Origin of the sequence: Streptomyces sp. NPDC090442 (assembly GCF_044769405.1) — a bacterium.
Lineage (GTDB): Bacteria > Actinomycetota > Actinomycetes > Streptomycetales > Streptomycetaceae > Streptomyces.
Window position 1 is genome coordinate 62,101 of record NZ_JBIVXW010000024.1, and the last position, 22,368, is coordinate 84,468.

Genomic DNA, 22,368 nt, shown 5'->3' on the forward strand with positions numbered 1-22,368 from the left:
CCTCATCGTGTGCGGCTCCCTACCGCGGACCCACCTCCCGCCGGATGACGGCGTGCCAGGCGTCCGCCATCCGGCGCGCCGTCGCCGCGTCGAAGACGTGCGTGTCGTACTTGAGGAACACCTTGTACCCGTCACCGTCGCGGTAGCACTCCGCGGACAGGGTGTACTCCCCGGCGTACGGCAGGTCGTCGAACGGGCGCAGGTCCAACTCGCCCGCCGCGGCAGGCGCGTCGTCGGTGAGCAGTGCGGCGCCTTCGAAGTTCTGGAACAGGAAGTTCGTCAGGAGCAGCGGCTCCTCGTCCGCGCCCAGCTCCCGGGCGATCTCCCGCAGCGGGAAGGCGCCGTGCTCGATACCGGCCACGACCGTGCGTTGCACGGACGCGAGCAGTTCGGGGAAGTTGCCGGTGGCCGTGCACCGCAGGGGCAGGCAGTTCGCGAACTGGCCGACCACGTCCCGGAACCGGTCCTCGTAACGCGCGGCCGCGGTCATGCCCAGGACCAGGTCGTCCTGCCCGGTCAGCTCGTGCAGGAACCGCACGAACGTCGCGAAGAGCACGGTGGCGACGCTGACCCGGTGCTCCCTCGCGGTGTCGGCGAGGGCGGCGGCCAGAGTCGGCGAGAGTCGGGTCCGCACCACGTCCACGCGGGGCATCCGCTTCGGGTCGTACGGACGGTCGTAGGGCAGTGCCAGCGTCGGGCGCGGGCCGGCCAACTCGCCGAGCCAGTAGTCCCGGTGCCCTGCGGCGCGCGGCCCGTCGAGCAGCGCCTCCTCCCAGGTGACGAAGTCGCCGTAGGTGGTGGTGCGCTCGGCGCCCGCCTCGCCCCGGTGGGCCGCCTTGAGCGTACGGATCAGGACGGCGGTCGAGGTGCCGTCCAGCAGGATGTGGTGCGCGGTGAGCATCAGCAGCCGTCGCCGTCCGGGGAGGGAGACCAGGTGGGCCCGGACCAGCGGGCCGGTCACCAGGTCGAACGGGACGTCCACCAGGTCGCGGAGCGCCGCCAGTTGGTCCTCGCGCGCGGTGGCCGCGAGGGTGATGCGGTCGAACGACGGGGTCCGGCTCGGGTCGATGTCCATGTACGGCACGCCGTCCCGCTCACCGAAGAGCGCGCTCAGCACCGGATGGGTCTGTGTCTGCGCGCGGACGGCCCGTTCCAGGGCTGACTCGTCCACGTCACCGTGCAGCTCGAACAGGAGCGGGAGGTTGTAGGCCACCGACTCCGGCCAGCGCTGCTGGTCCTGATACATGGTCAGTTGGCCGCGGGAGAGGTTCCACCGCTCGCCCGCCGGCCCCGCGAAGTGGGAGGCCAGGCCGTCGACGGACGGGACGTCGAAGAGCAGGGTGGCCGGGACGTCCGGGCCGAAGTCCTCCCGCAGGGCGTTGGTGAGTTGGAGGACGAGGATGGAGTCCAGGCCGTAGTCGGTGAGGGGTGTCGAGGGGTCGATCCGGTCGGCGGGGATGCCCAGGACGGCGGCGGCCTTGGAGCGGAGGAGCGCTACCAGGTCGGACCGCGACGGCGACGCGGGGACCGCGGTCGGTTCGGTCGGCTCGACCGTCGGGCCCGCGGCAGGGGAGCGGGGCCCGGACGTCGGGGCGGCCGCGGGAGGCGCCGTGGGGGCGTGCGGTGCGCGGTCCGCGACGGGTGCGGGCTCCGGGCGCGGTGTCGGCGCCTTCCGTTCCGTTCCACCGGCTTGGCGCGGTGTGCTCTCCGTTGCCGGGGTCCCGGTCCGTTGCCGGGCCACCCCGTCACTCTCCGCCGCGATGATCTGCTGTCCCAGGGGCAGCGCCTGAGGCAGCGGGAACGCCACGGTGCAAAAACCCTCGCCCGTCAGCACGTCCCGCCAACTCTCCGGCGAGAGCGCGGGCGAGCCCGGAATGCGCAGCGACCGGTCGTCGAACAGCCACCAGCCTTCGAGCAGCCCGAACGTGACGTGGCTGAACAGGTCGAACGCCGACAGCTCGTTCAGCAGCAGCCACCCACCGGCCCGCAGGGCGGCCTTGGCGTTGCGCAGGGTGGTGCGGGTGTCCTTGGTCGCGTGCAGCACGTTGGCGGCGATCACCAGGTCGAAACTCCCCTCGGCGATGTCCTGCCCGGCCAGCGGCTGTTCGACGTCGAACCGTCGGCAGTCCAGGTACGGCGCCTGGGGCCCGTAGGCGCTCCGCGCGTGGTTGAGGAACGCCTTGGACAGGTCCGTGTAGACGTAGGTCTCGATGCTGTCCTGGTACGGCTGGAGCGCGGCGAACATCCCGGCGCTGGTGCCGCCGGTCCCGGCACCGATCTCCAGGATCCGCAGCCGCGCACCGGGCTCTCGGCGCAGCCGCTCCGTGACGACGGTGACGGCGGCCCGGGTCATGGCGCGGTTGAACACGTCGGCGACGTGGTTGTTTCGGTAGCAGCCCTCGACCAGTTCCATGGAACCGCGCGGGAAGATGACATCGGTGGGCCGGGTCCGGCCCGTGAGGATGTCCGGCAACGCGGTGAGCGTGGCGGTGGCCAACTGCAACTCGGCCCTGCGGTCCGGGTCGGCCGACCACAGCGCGCACTGCCGGTCCCACTGCCCGAGCACGTCCTCCGCCGGCCCCGCCGTCACCCGGAGGCGCTGGGCGTGCTCCCACCAGGCGGCGTAGGCCGGCCGGATCGTCGTGGGGTCGAGCGACGCCATCTGTGCCGACAGGACCTTGGCCAGCCACGGATCGCGCTCGGTCCGGCGCCACCGCACCACCTCGTCCATGCGCGGGTCCGGGCCGTCGGACGGGGTCAGCAACCCACCGGCGATCCGGGCCCGTTCCGGCCGGTGCACGGTGACCGCGGTGGCACGGTCGAAGTTGGCCAACGTGTTGTGCTCGTTGGTCTTGACGAAGGCGAGCTGCCGCTGGTCCCCGCCGAGCAGCGCGTCCAGCGCGGCGATCCCCTCGCCCGGCTCGATCGACACCAGCCCGGCCCGGCTCATCCGGTCCCGGTAGAACGCGGACGTCACGCTCCCCAAGGTGCCCCACCAGCCCCAGTTCATGACCTTGACCGGGGTGTCCCAGTGCGCGCCGAGCGCATGCGCGTAGGCGTCGCTGAAGGCGCATCCGGCCGCGTAGTTGCCCTGGCCGGCCGCCGTGGTGAAGGACTGCATCGACGACAGCAACACGGCGAAGTCCAGCCCCTCGCCGTCGAAGCCCTCGGCCATCGCGGTCGTGACGTCGACCTTGGCCCGCAGTGCCGCGCGCAGTGCCGCCTCGTCCATCCTGGCGAACGTGCTGTCCTCCAACACGAGGGCGGCCTGCACCACTCCGTGGATCTGCGGATGCTGCCGCTTGATCTCCGCGACGGCACGGCGCAGCGCCGCCGGGTCCCCGGCGTCGGCGCTGAGGTAGCTCACCGTGCCGCGCCCCGTGACGGAGCTGAGCCGCTCTTCCACGGACGCGTCGCGCGGGCTGCGACCGATCCATGTGACGTGTGCGCCGTGGCGCTGCACCACGTGCTGGGTCCATGCCCGCCCCAGGCCGCCGGCGCCGCCGATCACGACGTAGACGCCGCCCTCGCGGTACACCGGTCGGGCCGGTGCCGCACACGGTGCCCAGCGCCGGGCGAGCCACTGCCCGGCACGCCGCACCCACGCGTCGTCAGGTGAGTGGGCCGGCAACGCCGTGAGGTCGGTGGGCCACTCGGGGGCGTCGAGGTCGACGCGGCGCACGGTCCACTGCGGGTACTCCCGCCCCAACGACCCGAACAGACCGTGCAATCCGGCGTGCGCGGGCTGGACGGTGTCCTGCGCGTGGGTGGCGAGCGCACGGGTGGTGACCAACGTGATCCCCAACGGCCGGGCGTCGTAGCCGGCGGCGATCAGCGCCTTGATCATCCGGAAGGCCGCGATGACGCCCTCGTCCTGGGCCGCCACGTACCCGGCGGCGTCGGTCGGGCTGAGGGAGGGCTCGGGCGCGGCCCACACCAGGTGGTCGATCGGCCCGAGGTCACGGAGCGCGGCGGTCACCTCCTCGACGGTGGCCGACGGCGGCAACGGCCAGGTCCGCGCGGATGCGAGGGCGCCGGGCCGACCGACGACCAGCACCCGGTCCGCCGATCCCGGTACGGGCGCGTCGGACGCGGTGATCGGGTCCCACACGGGCGCGAACAGGGCCGTGGGATCGGCCTGTTCGGCCCTCGGGGCGGTGCGACGCGCGGAGTACCCGGTCAGGCGCACGCAGACCTCGCCGTCGCCGTCGACCAGGTCGATGTCCAGCTTGCTGAGCGGTCCGGACGCGCCGCCCCGCACCACCGCCCACATCGTCGCCTGGCACGGCGCGAACAGGTCGAGCTGTTCCAGGGCGAACGGCACGGCGGTGCTCTCCAGCGCGGTGAGGTGGGCGGCGACCGACGCCTGGATCGCCGAGTCCAGCAGCGCGGGCGTCAGCACCCCCGGCTCCGCCGACTCCGGCAGCACCAGTTCGGCCAGGACGGTCCCGGCGCCGACGTGCGCCTGACGGATCGCCCGCAGGGACGGGCCGTGTTCGATGCCCTTCGCCACCAGAGCCTCGCGGATCCGGTCGGCGGACACGGTTTCCCGGCAGTCCGCGCGCAGTGCGGCGAGGTCCGAACGTGCCGGGCGCGGCGCGTCGGACGGGGCGATGCTGCCCTCGCAGCAGACGGTGTCGCCGGTGGCGATCGTGAACCGTTGGCCGGCCCGGCCGGCCTCCCGCAGGTCGACCCGCACCTCCACCGGATCGTCCGCGACCTCCAGCGGCCGCACCCACGTCACGTTGCGCAGGCGCACCGTGGTGGCACCCAGCGCCGCGCGGGCCAGTTCGAGATGGGCGACCGCGGGCAGGATGCTGCGGCCCTGCACCACGTGATCGCGCAGCAGACCGTCCGTGCGGGTCAGCGTCACCCGCGCGCCGTCGGACGCGGGCCAGTGCCGGTCGGGGGCGAAGGGATAGGTCGGCAGCGCGATCCGCCGACCCCGGGCCGGCACCGGAGTGTCATCGGGCCTGCGCGCCGGGAGCGTTCCGTCGAGGACCTGGAGCAGTTCCTCGCGATCACGGACCACACAGGCGAACCGGTGCGTGAACCGCGCCCGCCCGACGCTCAGTGTGTACGCGAGGTCACCGAGGTCGACGGCCGGCTCGGCGCGGACGTGTGCCGCCAACCGGCGCCGTTGTTCGGCGAGTTGCTGCTCGGTCCTGGCCGACAGCACCACCAGGTGTTCCGCCTGCGGTGCCGTGGCGCGCGGCACCGCCGGGGCCTCTTCGAGCACCAGGTGCGCGTTGGTCCCGCTGGCACCGAAGGAACTCACCACACCGCACCGCGGCACGCCGTGGGGGGAATCCCACTGCCGGGTGCGGGTGTTGACGTAGAACGGGCTGCCGGCGAGGCCGATCGCCTCGTTGGCGGCCTCGAAGTGCAGCGACGCGGGGATACGCCGGTGCTTGAGCGCCAGCAGCACCTTCAGCACGCCGGCGATGCCCGCCGCGAACTGGGTGTGGCCGATGTTGGTCTTCAGCGAGCCGAGCGCGCAGTACTCCGTCTTGGCGGTGCGGGCGCGAAAGGCCCGGTCGAGCGCCTGGAACTCGATCGGGTCGCCGAGCTTGGTGCCGGTGCCGTGCGCCTCGACGAGCCCGATGCGCTCCACGTCGACGCCGAACCGCTCGTACACCTCGCCGAGCAGGCTCTCCTGGGACACCGAACTCGGCGCCGTGATGCCGTTGGTGGCGCCGTCCTGGTTGACCCCGCTGGCCCTGATCACGCCGTGGACGTGGTCGCCGTCGGCCAGCGCGTCCGCCAGCCGCTTGAGCACCACGACCCCGACGCCCTCGCCGGGCACGAACCCGTCGGCGCGGTGGTCGAAGGTGTGGCAGCGGCCGGTCGGCGAGAGCATCCCGGCGCGGCCGGCGAGCCCGTACAGCCGCGGCGTGGACTGGAGGAACACCCCGCCCGCCAACGCCGTGGAGACCTCACCGGACCACAGGTCCTTGCAGGCCAGGTCGATCGCCACGAGCGAACTGGAGCAGGAGGTGTCGACGGCGATCGCCGGCCCCTTGAGGTCGAGGAAGTAGGAGACCCGGCTGGGGATGACCGACGTCATGTTGCCCCACAGGGTCTGCGCCGGCGCGTCCGGGGCCAGCAGGCCCTGGTAGTCGCCCGCCCACGCCCCGACGTAGACGCCACAGCGTCGCTGGCCCATCTGGCCGGCGTAGCCGGCGTCTTCCAGCGCCTTCCAGGACTCTTCCAGCAGCAGCCGCTGCTGGGGGTCCATCACCGCGGCCTCGGTGCCCGAGATGCCGAAGAACATCGCGTCGAACTCGTCGATGCGGCGCAGGAAGCCGCCCCGGCGGCAGGCGCCCACGCTGTCGAGGTCGAACCGGCTCGTCTCGGTGACCAGGTCCTCGCCGTCGACCAGGTGCGTCCACAGTGCGTCGAGCGAGTCGGCGCCCGCGAACCGGCCACTCATGCCGATCACCGCGATCGGTCCGCGCTCCGCATCCGGGGCCCGGTTCTCCCGAGGCGCCTCCCGTACGGGCGAGGGCACCGCGACCGGCGCGACGTCCTGCGAACCCGCCACCGTCACCGGCGCGTTGCTCCCCGGCCCCGCCACCGGCTCAGGGACGACCTGCGGTGCCGGCCGTGGCCCGGGGGTGCCTTCGGTGGGCACGATGACGTCCCGGTACGCGGCGAGCAGGTGCGCGGCCAGCCGGTCGGCGGTGCTGAAGTCGAAGACCACGCTCGTCGCCAGGTCCAGCGACAGCGCCTCGTTGAGCTGGTGCACCACGCGGACGGCCAGGATCGAGTCCAGGCCGTAGTCGGCGAAGGCCAGCCCACCGTCGATCTCGTCGACCTCCATGGCCAACGCGCGGGCGATCTTCTCCCGCACCACGGCGGGCACCAGCTCCTCCAGACTCCGGTCCGCGACCACGGGTTCGGGGGCCGCCGCCACGGTCGCGGCGACCGTCGCCGCGACCGGCGCGGGCCTCGGTCGGGTCAGGTCACCGATCCAGAACCGCTCCTTGGCGAACGGGTACGTCGGCAACGACACCACCCGACGCCGCTCCTGCTGGTGCAGGCGGGCCCAGTCCACCTCGGCACCGGCCACCCACAGCGCCGCGACCTTGGACAGCTTGCCGGCGGCGCTCCACCGCTGCATCAGCAGCTCCTGGACGTCGCCGTCGTCGGTGAGCTCGGCGAGCAGACCGCCCGCGGCGGTGCCCCGGTGTCCACGACCCGCCGTCAGACTGCTCCTCAGCTCCGCGGTCGAGGACACCGCGACCGCGAACCGCTCCGGCATCGCCTCCCGACCGACCTGGAGGGTGAAGGCCAGGTCCGCCAGGTCGGTGTCCGGGTTCCGGTCGAGGAACCCGGCCAACCGGTCGACAGATGCGGTGAGTTGCTCGGGAGTCCTCGCCGAGAGGACGACGACCTGGGCGGTGCTGCTCGGCGCACCGTCGGTGGGTTGCACGGGATACTCCTCGACGATCAGATGCGCGTTCGAGCCACCGGCACCGAAGGAGGACACCGCCGCGATCCGCGGGCCGTCGGAGTGCCACGGACTCAGCTCGCGCTGGAGGTGGAACGGGGTCGACGCGAAGTCGATGTTCGGGTTGGGTTCTTCGGCGTGCAGGCTCGGCACGAGCTGCCGGTGCCGGAGTTGGAGCAGGACCTTGGTCAGCCCGGCTATCCCGGCCGCGGCCTCCAGGTGGCCGATGCCCGACTTCACCGAGCCGATCGCGCAGAACTGCCGGTCCGCGGTGTCCCGTTCGAACGCCTTGGTCAGGCCCGTGATCTCGATCGGGTCGCCCAGTTCGGTGCCGGTGCCGTGCGCCTCGACGTAACCGACCTGCCGGGCGGAGACCCCGGCCCGGTCCAACGCCTCGCGGACCAGGGCCGCCTGGGCGACCGGGCTCGGCACCGTGTAACCGGTGCTGCGGCCGCCGTGGTTGACACTGGACCCGCGGATCACCGCGAGCACCCGGTCCCCGTCGGCCTCGGCGCGCGACAGCGGCTTGAGCAGCACACACCCGACGCCCTCACCGGGCACGAAGCCGTGGCCGCCGGCGCCGAAACTGCGGCAGCGCTCGTCCGGCGAGAGCATCCCGGAGCGACACAGCTCGACGTAGTCCAACGGGTGCGCGTAGAGGTTCACGCCGCCGGCGATCGCCACCTCGCACGCACCGCTGTGCAGGTGCTCGCACGCCTCGTGGAGGGCGGTCAGCGACGCCGAGCACATCGTGTCGAGCGTCAGGCTCGGGCCGCGCAGGTCGAGCAGGTAGGAGGCGCGGGCGCTCAGCGAGGCGAACGACAGGCCGGGCACCACGAGTTCGCCGGACGGCAGCCGACCCACGTCGTGCCGGGCGTGGCCGACCTTGGTGACGCCGGCGAACACCCCGACGCGGTGGTCGTGGCGGTCGGCGAGGCGGGACCTGGTGTAACCCGCGTCCTCCAGCACCTCCCAGGCGGCCTGCACGAAGAGCCGTTCCTGAGGGTCCATGGCGTACGCGTCGCGGGGGGCGATACCGAAGAACCTGGGGTCGAACGCCGCGAAGTCGTCCAGGAAACCACCCCACTTGCTGTAGCTGCGGCCGGTGGCGACCGCGGTGTTGCGGTCGGGCTCGAAGAAGTCGTCCAACGGCCAGCGGTCGATCTCACGGATACCGACGTGGCCCGCCTTGAGGTTCTCCCAGAACTGTTCCGGGTCGGCGGCGCCGGGGTAGCGCCCGCTCAGCCCGATGACCGCTATCGGCTCGCCGGCATGGGCCGTCGACCGGTCCGCGCGGGCGGACTGCCGCTCGGTGTCGGGAGTGCGGTGCTCGGTGCGGGGCGACCGCTGCGCGGGACCGGCCGCCGGCTCCGGTGCGGGGGCGCTCGGCGCGCCCGCGGTGCCGGACGGCCGTCCGTGCGCCGATTCCGCGCCGTGGCCGGCGAGTTGGTCGGCCACCGCCCGCAGCGTCGGCTGCTCGTAGAAGAGCGTCGACGAGAGGTGCGGATAGGTCCGGGCCAACTCCCGGTTGAGCTGGAGGACCATCACGGAGTCCAGGCCGAACTCGGGGAGCGGACGATCGGGGCCCACCGCCTCCGGCGCGAGCTTGGTCACCTCGGCGAACAGGGCGAGGAGGTGGTGCAGGGCGGTCGGGTCGGTGGCGGGTTCCACGGGCACGGCGGGCACCGCGGGGTGCGGCGCCGGCGTCCCGGTCGGCACCCGGTCGAGGTCGCCGTGGTGCACCCACACCTGGTCCGAGCCCGTGCGCCAGGCGTCGCACAGCGCGGCGAACCCGTCCTGCGTGGGCATCGGTGCGAGTCCCCGGTCCGCCCAAAGGTAGGCCCGCGTACGGTCGTTCACCTGCATGCCGCCGTCCTCCCACAGCGGCCAGGCCAGGCAGAGCGTGCGCCCGCGGCGGCGTCCGTCCGCGACCCACGTGTTGCGCACCGCGGCGAACGCGTCGAGGTAGGCGTTGGCGGTCGCGTAGTCGGACTGCCCGGGGTTCCCGGTGAGCGCGGCGCCCGAGGAGTACCCGAGCACGAACTCCAGCGGGCAGTGCGCGGTGGCCCGGTCGAGGTGGACCAGTCCGTCCACCTTGGCCGCGAGCACCTCGTCCCACTGCTCGACGGTCTTCGCCGCGAGCGGCGCGTCCCGCACCACGCCGGCGGCGTGCACGATCCCGGTGACCTCGCCGGCCTCGGCCACCAGATGCCGCACCTCCTCCCAACGGGAGACGTCCGCGCGCACGTACCGCGCCTCCGCTCCGGCCCGACGCAGGTCGGTGAGCAGGCGCTCGATCCGTTCGTCGCTCGGTGACCGGCCGGCGAGCACCAGGGTCGGGCGTCGCACGTCGGCCGCGATCCGACGGGCCGTCAGGGCACCGATGCCCCCGGCGCCGCCCGTGATCAGGTACACCCCGCCGTCCCGCCACGGTGCCTCCGGGGCCGTGCCCTCCGGCACGGCCCGGACCCAGGTCCGCGTGTGCCGGACACCGTCGCGGTACAGCACCAGGTCATCGGTGGTGCCCGCGTTCTCCGCCACGACAGCGGCCAGGTCGATGCCGTCGTCGCCTCGGACACCGTCGACGGCGATGACCTGACCGACGAGCCGTGGGTCCTCCTTGGTGACGGTTCGCAAGAGGCCGGCCAGGGCGGGGGAGTCGGTCACGACCTGGACCACGGTGGTGCCGTGCGGGCCGTCGAGGCCGCGGAGGGTCTCCGCCAGCTGCCACGACAGATCGCGGAACCGGCTCTCCGGCCGCTGCTTGGTCGTCGTCAGGACGACGGCCCCGGGCACCGCACCCTCGACCCCGCACAGGATGACGACGCGTCGCTCGTAGCGCGCGGTCGGGGCGGCGGGCGTCGGCGTCCACCGTGGTGTCAACAGGGCCGTGCCGTGCGCCTGTGCGGCGTCGGCGTCCTTCGTGCTCTCCTGCTTCGCGTTCTTCCTGCCGCTGTCGGGGAGCCAGAACCGCTCGCGGGCGAAGGGATACCCGGGCAGGTGCGCGCGTCCGGGCGTCGGGCCGTCGTGCTGCGCGCGCCAGTCGACGGTGGCGCCGTCGACCCACCGCCCGATGAGGGCGTCGCCCGCACCACGGTCGCCCGTGGTGACGAACGCCCGCAGCCGGTCGATGAGTTCGGCGCGCGACGAGACCACCCAGCCGACCCGTTCGGCCAGCTCTTCGCGGCCGACCTGCAGGCTCCACGCGACGGACCGGAGCGACACCTCGTCGGCTCCCTCCAGGAAGGCCAACAGATCCCGGGCGCGAGCGGTCAACTGCTCCGCGGTGCGGGCCGACAGCGGCACCGTCACGCTCCCGCCGCTCTCCGTGTGCGCCGCGCGCCGGCCGTGCTCGGTGCCCTCGCCGCCGGGCACGTACTCCTCGACGACGACATGGGCGTTGACGCCCCCGAACCCGAAGCTGCTCACCCCGGCCCGCCGCGGCGACGCACTGCCGGCACGGTCGCGGGGCCGCGGCCAGGACTCGTTCTCCCGCACGAGGTGGAACGGACCGCCGTCCAGCTCGATGTACGGATTGACCTGCCGGACGTGCTGGGTCGCCGGCAGCACACCGTGCCGGAGCGCGAGCAGCACCTTCAGCAGCCCGGCGATGCCCGCGGCCGACTCCAGGTGACCGATGTTAGTCTTGACCGAACCCAGCCCGCACGCGCCGTCGTCGCTGCGCCCCAGCCGGCGGAACGCGGTGCGCAGCGCGCGGACCTCCACCGGGTCGCCGAGGGCCGTGCCGGTGCCGTGCGTCTCGACGTAGCCGATGGTGTCCGGATCGAGGTCGCCGACCGCGGTCGTCACCAACTCGGCCTGGGCGTCGGCGTTGGGCGCGGTCAGCGAGTTCGCCCGGCCGCCGTGGTTGTACGCGCTTCCCCTGAGCACGCCGAGGATCGCATCACCGTCGCGCTCGGCGGCCGCCAACGACTTGAGCACCACCGCCCCGACGCCCTCGCCGCGCACGTAGCCGTTCGCGTCGGCGTCGAAGGTCTTGCACAGGCCGTCCGGGCTGAGCATGCCGGCGCGGTGCGCGCTGACGAACGTGTCGGCGCTGAGCAGCACGTTCACCCCGCCCGCTACGGCCATGTCGCAGGCGCCGGAACGGATCGCCTCCATCGCGCGGTGCACCGCCACCAGCGAGCTGGAACAGGCCGTGTCGATCGGCTCGCTCGGGCCGCGCACGTCGAGGAGGTACGAGATGCGGTTGGCGAGGATCGAGTGCGTCGTCCCGGTCGAGGTGAACGCGTCCGGTTCCGCGCCGCTCGTGGCGAGCAGCGTCGCGTAGTCGTTGCCGGTGACGCCGATGAACACACCCGTGTTGGTCGGCAGGTCGGCCGGGCGGTACGCACTGTCCTCCAGCGCCTGCCACACCGTCTCCAGCGCCAGGCGGTGCTGGGGGTCCATCAGCTCCGCCTCGCGCGGCAGGACGCGGAAGAAGCCCGCGTCGAAGGCGTCGACGTCGTCGAGGGCACCCATCCGGTGGGGGAAGTCCTGGGCCTCGATGGCCCCGCGGTCGCCCGCGTCGTACCGGTGCCAGGGGAACGCGGTGACGGAGTCCTCGCCCGCCACCAGGTTCGCCCAGAACTCGTCCAGGTTGCGGGCGCCGGGGAACCGCCCCGCCGCGCCGATGACGGCGATCGGCATGCGCGGATCGGACGCGGCCGGTACCGGCCGCGGCTGTGGCGACGCGATCCGTGCCGGGGTCGCCTCGACCTCGGCCGGGACCGGCCGGGGCGCGGCCGCCACGGTGACGCCGTGCTCGTCGGCGAGGTGGCGGCCGAGCCCCTCCAACGTCCTGACGTCGAAGAAGACCGCCGGGCTGACCTTGGCACCGAACCGCTCGTGGATCTCCTCGGCGAGGGCTACCAGCGAGATCGAGTCGAAGCCGAACGCGTCCAGGCCGGTGTGCGGATCGAGTTCCTCCGGCTCGAACTTGAGGAGGCCGGCGGCGATGGACCGCAGGGCCTCGACCAGGGCGGGCCCGGCCGGGGCGGCGGGGTGCGCACCCACCGGCCCGTGCTCGGCCGGTGCCGGGGCGGTCTGCGGCAGCGGGCGCACGGCCGGCTCCACACCACCGGTGCCCGATCGCACCCCGCGGAGCTCGCCGACGACCTCGCCCGCCGCACCGACCAGCACGATCCGGTCGTCCCCGAACACCAGGTGGGTGACGGGTTCCCCGGCCCGTACGTGGATCTCCGCGATGTGGTGGGGCGCGACCCGCGGCCAGTCCGGAACCCCGGCGCGCTTGGCCTCCCACTGCACGCCCTGCGCGAGCGCCGCGAGCACGAACGGCTCGACGGTGACGTTCCGCCGGACGTGGTCCTGTTGGAACGCGGGCCGGCCGACGCTCAGCACCGTCCGCCCGTCCGCGGTGCGGAACACGCCGTCGACCGCGCACGACGTCGGCTTGTAGTCGACCCCGCCGGCGGCCAGTTCGGCCAGGAACTCGTCCCGGGTGCGGACCGGCCGCAGCCCGGCCAGGTCGACCCGGCCGGACGGGGCCGCGCCGACCCGGACGGTGAACTCCACGGCCGCAGAACCGTCCTCGGTCCGGACGGTGCCGTGGCCGTCGGCGAACTCCGTCACGAGCCGCTTGGTCGCGGACCAGTCGATCGGCCGCAGCACGCGGAGATCGTGGACGGACGCCCGCGCGGCGAACCCGCTGACCTGGGCGGTGGCCAGGGCGAGATCCACGGCGAAGGTCGGCACCACGGCCGGGGCCTTGTCCAGGCGGTAGCCGTAGTCGAGCAGGTCGGACAGGAGGACGTCGGCACCGTAGCGCAGGCCGCGCACATCGGATTCGTTGCGTCCCAGGAACGGGTGCAACCGCTCCCGCAACGCCAACGGGGCCAGCACGGACGGTGCGCCGTCGGTCGACTCCACCCAGCACCGCACCTTCTCGAACGGGTACGCGGGCAGCGACACCCGGCGCGCCGCCGGTAACCGGTCCCAGTCGACGCTCTTGCCGGCGACCCAGGTCGTGGCGAGGTCGTGTGCGGGCAGCTCCCGTCGGCCGCCGAGGTAGCCGTCGACGGCCGCCAGCGCGGACCGCTTGTCCGCCGCCACGAACGCCCAGCGGTGCGGCAGTTCGTTCTTGCCCACCCGCAGCGTGAACGCGATGTCGGGGAGGTCGGCCTCCCGCATCCCGGCGAGGTAGTCGCGGAAGGTGGCCAGATAACGCCCGAGCGCGGCCTCGTTCATCGCCGAGAACACGAACAGCTGCTCGCCGAACGGCTCCTGACGCGCGGGAGGTTCGGGGTACTCCTCCAAGATGATGTGCGAGTTCATCCCGCCGGCGCCGATCGAGGTGAGGCCGGCCCGCCGGGGTGGGGTCACCTGCCGGCCGTCGGCCGTGGTGACCGTCGGCTTCCAGTCGGTGAGCGACTGCGGTACCCGGAACGGCGTGTCGGCGAAGTCGATGTCCGGGTTGAGCTCCGTGCTGTGCAGCGACGGGACCAGCTTGCCGTGCCGGAACTGGAGCAGCACCTTGGACAGCCCGATCATGCCGGCCGCCGCGAGGAGGTGCCCCATGTTGGCCTTGACCGAGCCGAGCGCGCAGAACTGCCTGTCCGAGGTGTGCTTCCGGTAGGCCGAGGTCAATGCCCGGACCTCGATCGGGTCGCCCAGAGCGGTGCCCGAGCCGTGTCCCTCGACGTAGCTGACCGTCCTCGGGTCGACTCCGGCGTCGTCGAGGGCCTTCTCGATGGCGCGCGCCTGCATCACCGGGTTCGGCACGGTGAAGCCGTTGCGGGTACCGGCGTTGGACAGGGCGGTGCCCCGGATCACTCCGTACACGTGGTCGCCGTCGCGCTCGGCGTCGACCAACGGCTTGAGCACGACCGCGCCGACACCCTCACCGAGGATGGTGCCGTCCACGCCGAGGCCGAAGCTGCGGATCACGTCGGAGGTGCCCGTGGTGAAGTGCTCCTGCGACGAGGTGACGAGGTTGTACGGGTGCAGCATCAGGTTGATGCCCCCGGCGACCACCATCCGGCACTCGCCGGCCCGCAGCATCTGCACGGCCTGGTGCACGCACGTCGACGAGGCCGAGCACATGGTGTCCACGAAGATCGACGGCCCGGTCAGACCGTAGAAGTAGGACAGCATGTTGGGGATCGTGCCGGTGTAGCTGCCGCTCTGCGGGGCGCCGCGGGTGAGGCTGTTCTGGAAGCCGTACAGGTTGTAGTGGTTGCTCATGGTTCCCACGAGCACGCCCACGTCACCCTGGTAGCGGCGGTGGATGGTCTCCCGCGAGTAGCCGGCGTCCTCCAGTGCCTGCACGCCGACTTGGAGGAAGAGCCGCACCTCCGGGGACATCCGCTCGGCCTCGCGCTTGGAGATGCGGAAGTAGCGCGGGTCGAACGCGTCGATGTCGCGGAGGAACGTTCCGGTCCGGATCACCGTCTTACCCGGCACGGACCGGTCGCCGTCGTAGACGGCCGCGTGGTCCCAGCGGTTGGCGGGGATCTCCTCGAAGGAGTGCCGGCCGTTCTCCAGCAACTCCCACAGCTCGTCCAGGGTGTCGGCACCCGGATAGCGCCCAGAAACGCCGACGATCGCGATGTCGTGCCGATCGTCGCGCGTGGGTTCGCGCAGCACGACGGCGGCGGAGTCCGAGCCTTCGGACTGCCCGGTGCCGGACGCCGCCTCGTGGGATTCGGCCGGCTCAGCCTCCGCCCGACGCCCGTCGCCCCGCGCGGGCGGGGCCGTTGCCGGGGCGGCCGGCGCGTCAGTGCCCGAGCCCTCCGCCAGGACGGCCGCCAACTGCTCCGGCCGGGACTCCACGAAGTGCGCCGCCACGTCCGCGATGTTGAGGTACTCGAAGAAGATCGTCTTGGACAGCGTCCCGAACAGCTTCTCCAACCGCGCGGTCACCCCCAGGATGCCCAGCGAGTCGATGCCGTACTCGATGAGGTTGGTGGTCGCGTCGAGGTCCTCGGGGGCGTGCCGGAGGACCTCGGCGACGATCCCCGTGAGCAACTCCTCGGTCCGCTCCTGCAGGTCGCCCTCGTCGATGCCGCCCGACGACACCGGGCGGGCCGGCGTCGGACGGGCCGCCGCGGGACGGCGCGACCCGGCGAGCGAGGGCTGCGCGCCGTAGGCGACCACGAGGTGCGCGGGAGCGTCGGCGCGCAGGGCCCCGCCGAAGGCGCGCAGTCCGTCCTCGGTGGGCAGCGCCTCCCAGCCGCGCTCGCGCCGCATCGTCTCCTGGGTGAGCTCGTCCGCCGTCATGCCGCCGTCGGCCCACAACGGCCAACTGACGGCCACGGTCCGGCCGTTGCGCTCACCCGCGTCGACCAGCGCCTGCCGGTGCTCGGCGAACGCGTCCAGGAACGCGTTGGCCGCCGCGTAGTCGGACTGCCCCGGGTTGCCGTAGACACCGGCGACCGAGGAGAACAACACGAAGAAGTCCAGGTCGAGATGGCGGGTGGCGGCGTCGAGATGGAGCGTGCCCTGGACCTTCGGCGCCGTCACCCGACGGACGTCGGTCAGGTCCTTGCGCAGCAGGTACTGGTCGCGCAGCACCCCGGCCGCGTGCACGACGCCGTGCAGCGCGCCGTGCACCCGCAGAATCGTCTCGACCGCGCCGCGCACGGCCCGGTCATCGGTGACGTCGACCGGCAGGTAGTGCGCATCGACCCCGTCGGCGCGCAGCGACGCCACGGAGCCGTCCGCGGACCGTCCGCTCAGGACGACCGTCGCCCCCGCGCGGCTCAGGTAGCGGGCGAGGTGCCGACCGATGCCACCCAGCCCACCGGTCACCCAATACACCCCGCCCGCCCGCAACTTCGGCTCCTGCGGGCCGGGGCCGAACGGCACGTCGACGGGCTCGCGCACCCGCCGGGTGCCGTCGGCGGTGTAGCGGACCTCGGCGTCGGCGGAGCCGTCGGCGCACTCCTCGCGCACGATCCGCGACACCTCGTCCGCCGAGGCCGCCGCCAGGCCGGGCACCCGGACCACGCGGCCCGAGACCAGCGGGTTCTCCAGCGCGACCGTGTGGAACAGGCCCACCAGCGGAGCGTGGAAGTGCGCCGGCACCCGGTCGTCGACCAGCGCCACGAACCGGTGCTCGTCCTTCGGGCCGGACGCCAGCAGCCCCTGGACCTCGGCGAATGCCCGGTCGATCGCGGCGTTGACGCCGTCGGCCGGGTGCGCCAGCGCGACCTCCGGCAGCTCCATGACGTGCGCGGTGCGGGAACCGTCGTCGGGGCTCAGCGGTCTGTCGAGCCACCGCGCGCTCGCCGCGGCCACCCGCGGGCCCGCGTCGGTGGTGCGCTGGGCGAGCCCCCGCAGACTGGCGCTGATCACGCCGTCGCCGTCGCACAGGTCGATGTCGAACGTGGCGAGCGCTCCGGAGCCCCCGCTCCGCCGGACCCACGCCCACGTCTCGGACGCGCACGGCCGGAAGACCCGGAGCTCGTCGAGGGCGAAGGCCAGCGTCGGACCGGACGCCTCGCCCATCAGGGCCACGGACGTCTGGAAGGCGGCATCCAGGACGCTCGGCGGCAGCACGTACCCCTCGGTCTCCGTGGCCCGGATGCGGGCCACGGCCTCGTCGCGCCCCACCCGGACGTCGCGGAGCGCGCGCATGGCCGGCCCGTACTCCAGGCGCTGGGCGCGGAGGTCCGCGTAGAGCGCGTCGGTGTCCCGCGGGGTGCCGCAGGACGCGCGCAGCTCGTCGAGGTCCAGCGGCGACGGTTCCGGCAGCGCGACGGCCTCGGCGCGGCCCGTGCTGTGCGTCGTCCCGCCCTGGCGGAAGGCGATGTCGACCGCGTCACCGCGCGGGGTCAACTCGATCCGCACTTCGGCGGGTTCGTCGACGACGAGCGGCCGCAGCCACGCCACGTCACGCAGTCGCACCGCCCCCTCCCGCGGCACCGCGTACTCCACGGCGGCCCGCGCCATCTCCAGGTACGCGACCGCGGGCAGCACCCGCCGGCCGTGGACCTGGTGCGCGGCCAGGAAGGGCTCGGAGCCGGTGAAGGTGGAGGCGTAGCGGTGCTGCGCCAGATCGGAGGTGTTCCGGTGGACGAGCGGGTGCAGCGACGAGGCGTCCGGCTCGTCGGCTCCCGGCGCCACGTACCAGTGCCGGTCCCGCGCGAATGGGTAGCCCGGCAACCGCACGCGGTGCGCCCCGGGCTGCTCGGGCCAGTCGGCGGTCCCGCCGCGCACCCACGCCTCCGCCGCGGCCACCACCTCGGGCTCGGCCCCCGCGGGGTTGTGCACCTCACCGTCCGCGACGGACTCCAGCGCGGCGACGAGCTGTTGGCGGTCCGCGACGACCAACGCGGCCCTGGTCCGCATCGGTTCCCGGCCGACGCGCAGCGTGTGGGCCACGTCGGCCAGCGACTGGCGCGGCCGCAGCGGGTGTTCCGGCGCCCGCAGGTGGTCCCGCAACCGCCCGGCCAGTGCGCGCAACCGCTCCGGGTTCTTCGCCGAGAGCGGGATGACATACGGTCCCGGCTGCTCGGCGACCGGCGGCACGCCCCGGCCTTCCTCCAGCAGCACATGGGCGTTGGTCCCGCCGAACCCGAACGAGCTGACGCCCGCCCGCCGCGGCGCGTCCGCACCGGCCGGCCACGGCCGGGTGTCGCCGACGATGTAGAACGGACTGCCGTCCAGGTCGATCAGCGGGTTCCGGTTGCGGTGGTTGACCGTCGCCGGCAGCACCCCGGCGGCCATCGCGCCGATCACCTTCACCACGCCCGCCACGCCGGCGGCCGACTCCAGGTGACCGATGTTGGTCTTGATCGAGCCGATGCCGGTGGTGTCCGGCAGCGGTCGGGTCCCGTCGGCGTCGTGCAGGCTCTGGAAGGCGCGCTTGAGGCCGACGATCTCGATCGGGTCACCCACCGGCGTCCCCGGCCCGTGCGCCTCGATGTAGCCCACGGTGCCGGGCGCGACGCCGGCGCGGGTGTAGACGTCCTCGATCAGCGCGGCCTGCGCGGTCGGGTTGGTCACGGTCAACGAGTTGGTCTTGCCGCCGTGGTTGGTCCCGATGCCCTTGATCACCGCGTACACGGGATCGTTGTCCGCCAACGCCTTGGCCAGCGGCTTGAGCACGAGGACCGCGCCGCCCTCCCCGCGGACGAAGCCGTTGGCGTCCTCGTCGAAGGCGTGCGAGGTGCCGGTGGGGGAGAGCATGCTGGCCTTGCTGAACGCCACGAACAGCTTCGGCGACCAGCACAGGTTCACACCACCCGCCAGCGCCAGTTCGCAGTCGCCGTTGTGCAGCGCGGTGACGGCCTCGTAGAGCGCGACCAGCGAGCTGGAGCAGGCGGTGTCGTTGGCGATGCTGGGGCCGTGGAAGTCGAAGAAGTAGGACAGGCGGTTGGCGACGATGGAGAACGCGGTGCCGGTCGGGAAGTAGCCGTCGGTCGGGACGTTGTCGCGTTCGATCAGCTCGGCGTAGTCGGCGTGGCTCACGCCCATGAACACGCCCGTGCGGCTGCCCGCGAGGTCGCTCGCCCGGTAGCCCGCGTCCTCGATGGCCTGCCACGCCAGTTCCAACGCGAACCGCTGCTGCGGGTCCATCGTCTCCGCCTCGCGCGGGGAGATGTTGAAGAAGGCCGCGTCGAAGCGGTCGGCGTCCTCGACGAACCCGGCCCAGATGCTGTTCGTCCGCTCCCCGTCCTCGCGCGGATCGCCGAAGTAACGTTCCTTCGACCACCGTTCCGTCGGCACCTCGGTGATCAGCGAGCGCCCGGCCGCGAGATGGTCGAACAGCTCGGTCAGCGAGTCGGCGCCGGGGAACCGGAGGGCAAGACCGGTGATCGCGATGTCGTCGGCACTCATCGGCTCTCCTCCGCTTGCCGCAGGGCGCGGCGGTTGTCCACGGTCACGCGCAGGTTCAGCGCGGCGGTCGACGGGCGGCCCGGCAGGTCGCCCTCCCCCCGCACGAACTGCTGGTTGAGCACGGCGGTCGTCAGCAGGTACAGGAAGGACTGGTCCTCCTTGGTGCTGATCTCCTCCGCCGGTGACGCCATGATCTTGTTGACCAGGCGCCGGGCGAACCGCTGGTCCACGCAGTCGAGCCCGGCCAACTCGCGCTCGGACAGCAGCAGTTCCAGATAGTCCGGGCGGTTCTCCTTGAACACGGTGCTGCCCGGGGCGCGGTAGGGCTGTTTGGGACGTTGGGTGGTCCACTCCGGAAGCTCGGCGCGGAACGCCTTCTTCAACAGGGCCTTCTCGACCTGACCGTCGTCGTAGCGCAGGTTCACCGACGCGGCCGCGCGCACCACGGCCGGGTCGAGGAACGGGCAGCGGTTCTCGACGCCGTGCGCCAGCGCGGCGCGCTCGCCCTGCGTGGACAGCAGGAAGCCGGGCAGCAGGGTCTTGTACTCCAGCCACTGGGCCTTGTGCACCGCGGGCATCCGCGCGTAGCCAGGGGCCTGGGACACGAGGTCGAGCAGGTCGCCGAACGGGTCACGGCCGTCGGCGAGCAGACGGTTGGCGAACAGGCCGTTCTGGTACCGCATCTCGTGCGAGAACAGGCCCGGCAGGCGCTCCACCGAGAACTGCTGGTACAGACCGAGCAGATGGGCCTGGTGGGCGGGGCCGAAGTGCGCCAACTCCGGGTGCAGGTTGGCGAGTCGGGCACGGCGCTCGTCGTCGGACAGTTCCTGCCACTGGTGACGCAAGAGCGTCTCGCGGAAGAGCGAGTAGCCGAGGAACGCCTCGTCGGCGCCCTCGCCGCTGAGGACCGTCTTGATGCCGGCGTCGCGGACGTGCCGGGACAGCAGGAACATCGGCACGAACGAGGTGCGGAAGGTGGGCACCTCGGCGTGGTAGACGGCGGACAGGAAGTTGTCGACGATGTCCGCGCCGGTGATCGGGACGCTGGAGTGCTCGGTGCCCAGATGCTCGGCGACCAGGCGCTGACTGTCGGACTCGTCGAAGGTCTTGTCCTGGAACGCCACCGAGAACGTGCGGACTTGGTGCGGGGAGAGCTGGGTGGCCAGGCGCGTCACCACCGAGGAGTCCAGTCCGCCGCTGAGGTAGACGCCGACCTCGACGTCGGACCGCAGGCGCAGCTCCACGCTGGTGCGCAGGGTCTCCCTGACGAACTCGATCGCCTCGGCCTCGGTGCCGTCGAAGCCGGCCACGTCGAAGGAGAGGTCCTCGTAGGCCCGCAGCGAGCGGCGGCCCGCGCTGAGGGTCAGCACGGAGCCCATCGGGAGCTGGCGGATACCCCGGTACGGCGTGCGGTCGGGCAGCGGGGTCCAGGTGGCGTAGATCGTGGCCAGTTCCCTCGGGTCGAGATCGAAACGGAACCCGGGGAACGCGCGGAACGCCTTCATCTCGGAGGCGAAGAGGAAGTCGCCGCCGTGGTCGGTGTAGAACAGCGGGCGCTTGCCGTAGCGGTCGCGGGCCAGGACGAGGTCGCCGGAGACCGCGTCCCTGATAGCGACCGCGAAGGCGCCGTTGAATCGGATGAAGCAGTCCGTCCCCCATTGCAGCCACGCCTGGAGCACCACTTCGGTGTCGGAGTGGTCGGTGCGGAACGGGCGGCCGAGCGTTTCCAGTTCGGCACGGAGTTCTCTGTGGTTGTACAACTCGCCGTTGAAGCAGATCCAGTAACGCTGTGACGGGTCGGACATGGGCTGCGAACCGTCGACGAGGTCAACGATCGCCAGCCGCACCGTCCCCATGGCGAAACCGTCGTCCAGGTAATAGCCCGCCTCGTCCGGTCCGCGGTGGCGGATGGTCGAGAGCATCGAGGTGATGACCTCCGCGGTGGCACCGGAGTGCACGGAGGTCGAGAGGAATCCAGCCAACCCGCACATCTTCCGTCCTTCTACTTCTCGGAGAGCTTCTTCTGGATGAATTCATCGATCGCGGTGAGCGACACGAAGACGTTGGTGAGGATGTCCTCCGTGCTGATCTTGAGCGAGAACTCGGACTCCAGGAAGCTCATCAGCTTGACGTAGCCGAACGAATCGATGACCCCTGCCTTGAAGAGGTCGGTGTCCGGATTGATCGTCTCGTCGAACTCGAAGAGGAAGCGGTCTTCGAGGTACTGGCGAATCGTTTCTGTGGTCGTTGCCATGAGTCATACTCCAGTCTTGATCTTGAACACCATTTGGGAGAGGGCGAAGCCGCCGATTTCGGCGAATTCGACCCCGTCGTTGCTGTCGAGGAGCGCGCGGATGCTGTCGGTCCAGCGCACCGGTGCCACGAGCTGCTCGGTGAGCAGGCGTGCCACCTGTCCCGGCTCGTACGGCTTGGCAGTGACGTTGGAGATCACCGGAGTCGTGGGGTCGGCAAAGCTGAACTGCTCGACGAACTCGGCGAATTGCACACGCGCCGGCTCCATGTACCGGGAGTGGAAGGGGGCGCTCACCTTGAGTGGCACGAACCGGATGTCCCGGCGTTCCAACGCGGCGTGCGCCGCGCTCAGTTGAGGTGGGGTGGCCGCGATCACCAACTGCGAGCCGGTGTTGAAGCCGGCGATGTCGACCCCGTCGACGTCGTCCTCCGAGAAAATCTCCTGCAGTTGTTCCGCGGGCGTGTTCATCACCGCGGTCATGCCGCCGTCGGATGCGGCCGCCATCAACTCGCCGCGCTTGGCGACCAGTCGCAGCCCCGTTTCGAAGTCGAAGACGCCGGCCGCGAGCAGGGCGTTGTACTCGCCCAGACTGTGCCCCAGATAGCAGTCCGCCAGTGGGTCTTCCTGATGAATTCGCTCGAAGGCGCGCAGCGCATTGACGACGTACAACGCCGGCTGGGTGTAGTCGGTACGGCTGAGCAGGTTCTCGGGGTCTTCCGTACACAGGGAAACGAGGTCGTATCCCAGGACTTCTGACGCGAACTGTACGAGGCCCGGGTAACGCCCGAAGACCTCGACTCCCATCCCTTTTGCTTGACTTCCCTGTCCAGCAAACATCAGCGCCAGCACAATACTCCTT

4 protein-coding genes are annotated in these 22,368 nt (G+C 72.1%); all 4 read right to left on the bottom strand.

Annotated elements, in window-relative coordinates; genetic code table 11:
• Positions 1 to 19: 19 nt before the first annotated feature.
• The 4 genes from ACIQU6_RS18570 to fabD are packed head-to-tail and all read right to left on the bottom strand — an operon-like array spanning position 20 to position 22,358.
• On the bottom strand, positions 20 to 19,255 hold the full coding sequence (locus ACIQU6_RS18570; RefSeq protein ID WP_403482698.1) for an SDR family NAD(P)-dependent oxidoreductase: 19,236 nt from the start codon (positions 19,253 to 19,255) through the stop codon (positions 20 to 22).
• The gene (asnB, locus tag ACIQU6_RS18575; RefSeq protein WP_403482699.1) at positions 19,252 to 21,237 is read right to left on the bottom strand and encodes an asparagine synthase (glutamine-hydrolyzing); all 1,986 of its coding nucleotides are present in this window, start codon (positions 21,235 to 21,237) and stop codon (positions 19,252 to 19,254) included. Before asnB ends, ACIQU6_RS18570 begins: the two co-directional genes overlap by 4 nt.
• A 20-nt stretch (positions 21,238 to 21,257) precedes the next feature.
• On the bottom strand, positions 21,258 to 21,509 hold the full coding sequence (locus ACIQU6_RS18580) for an acyl carrier protein (protein WP_403482700.1): 252 nt from the start codon (positions 21,507 to 21,509) through the stop codon (positions 21,258 to 21,260).
• 3 nt (positions 21,510 to 21,512) lie between these two features.
• Positions 21,513 to 22,358, bottom strand: coding sequence for an ACP S-malonyltransferase (fabD, locus tag ACIQU6_RS18585; protein ID WP_403482701.1), 846 nt, complete (start codon positions 22,356 to 22,358; stop codon positions 21,513 to 21,515).
• Positions 22,359 to 22,368: the final 10 nt, after the last annotated feature.

Bases quoted from the DNA above. Each gene is read 5' to 3' on its own strand.
- ACIQU6_RS18570 (WP_403482698.1), bottom strand. From the start codon at position 19,255: ATGAGTGCCGACGACATCGCGATCACCGGTCTTGCCCTCCGGTTCCCC.
- ACIQU6_RS18580 (WP_403482700.1), bottom strand. From the start codon at position 21,509: ATGGCAACGACCACAGAAACGATTCGCCAGTACCTCGAAGACCGCTTC.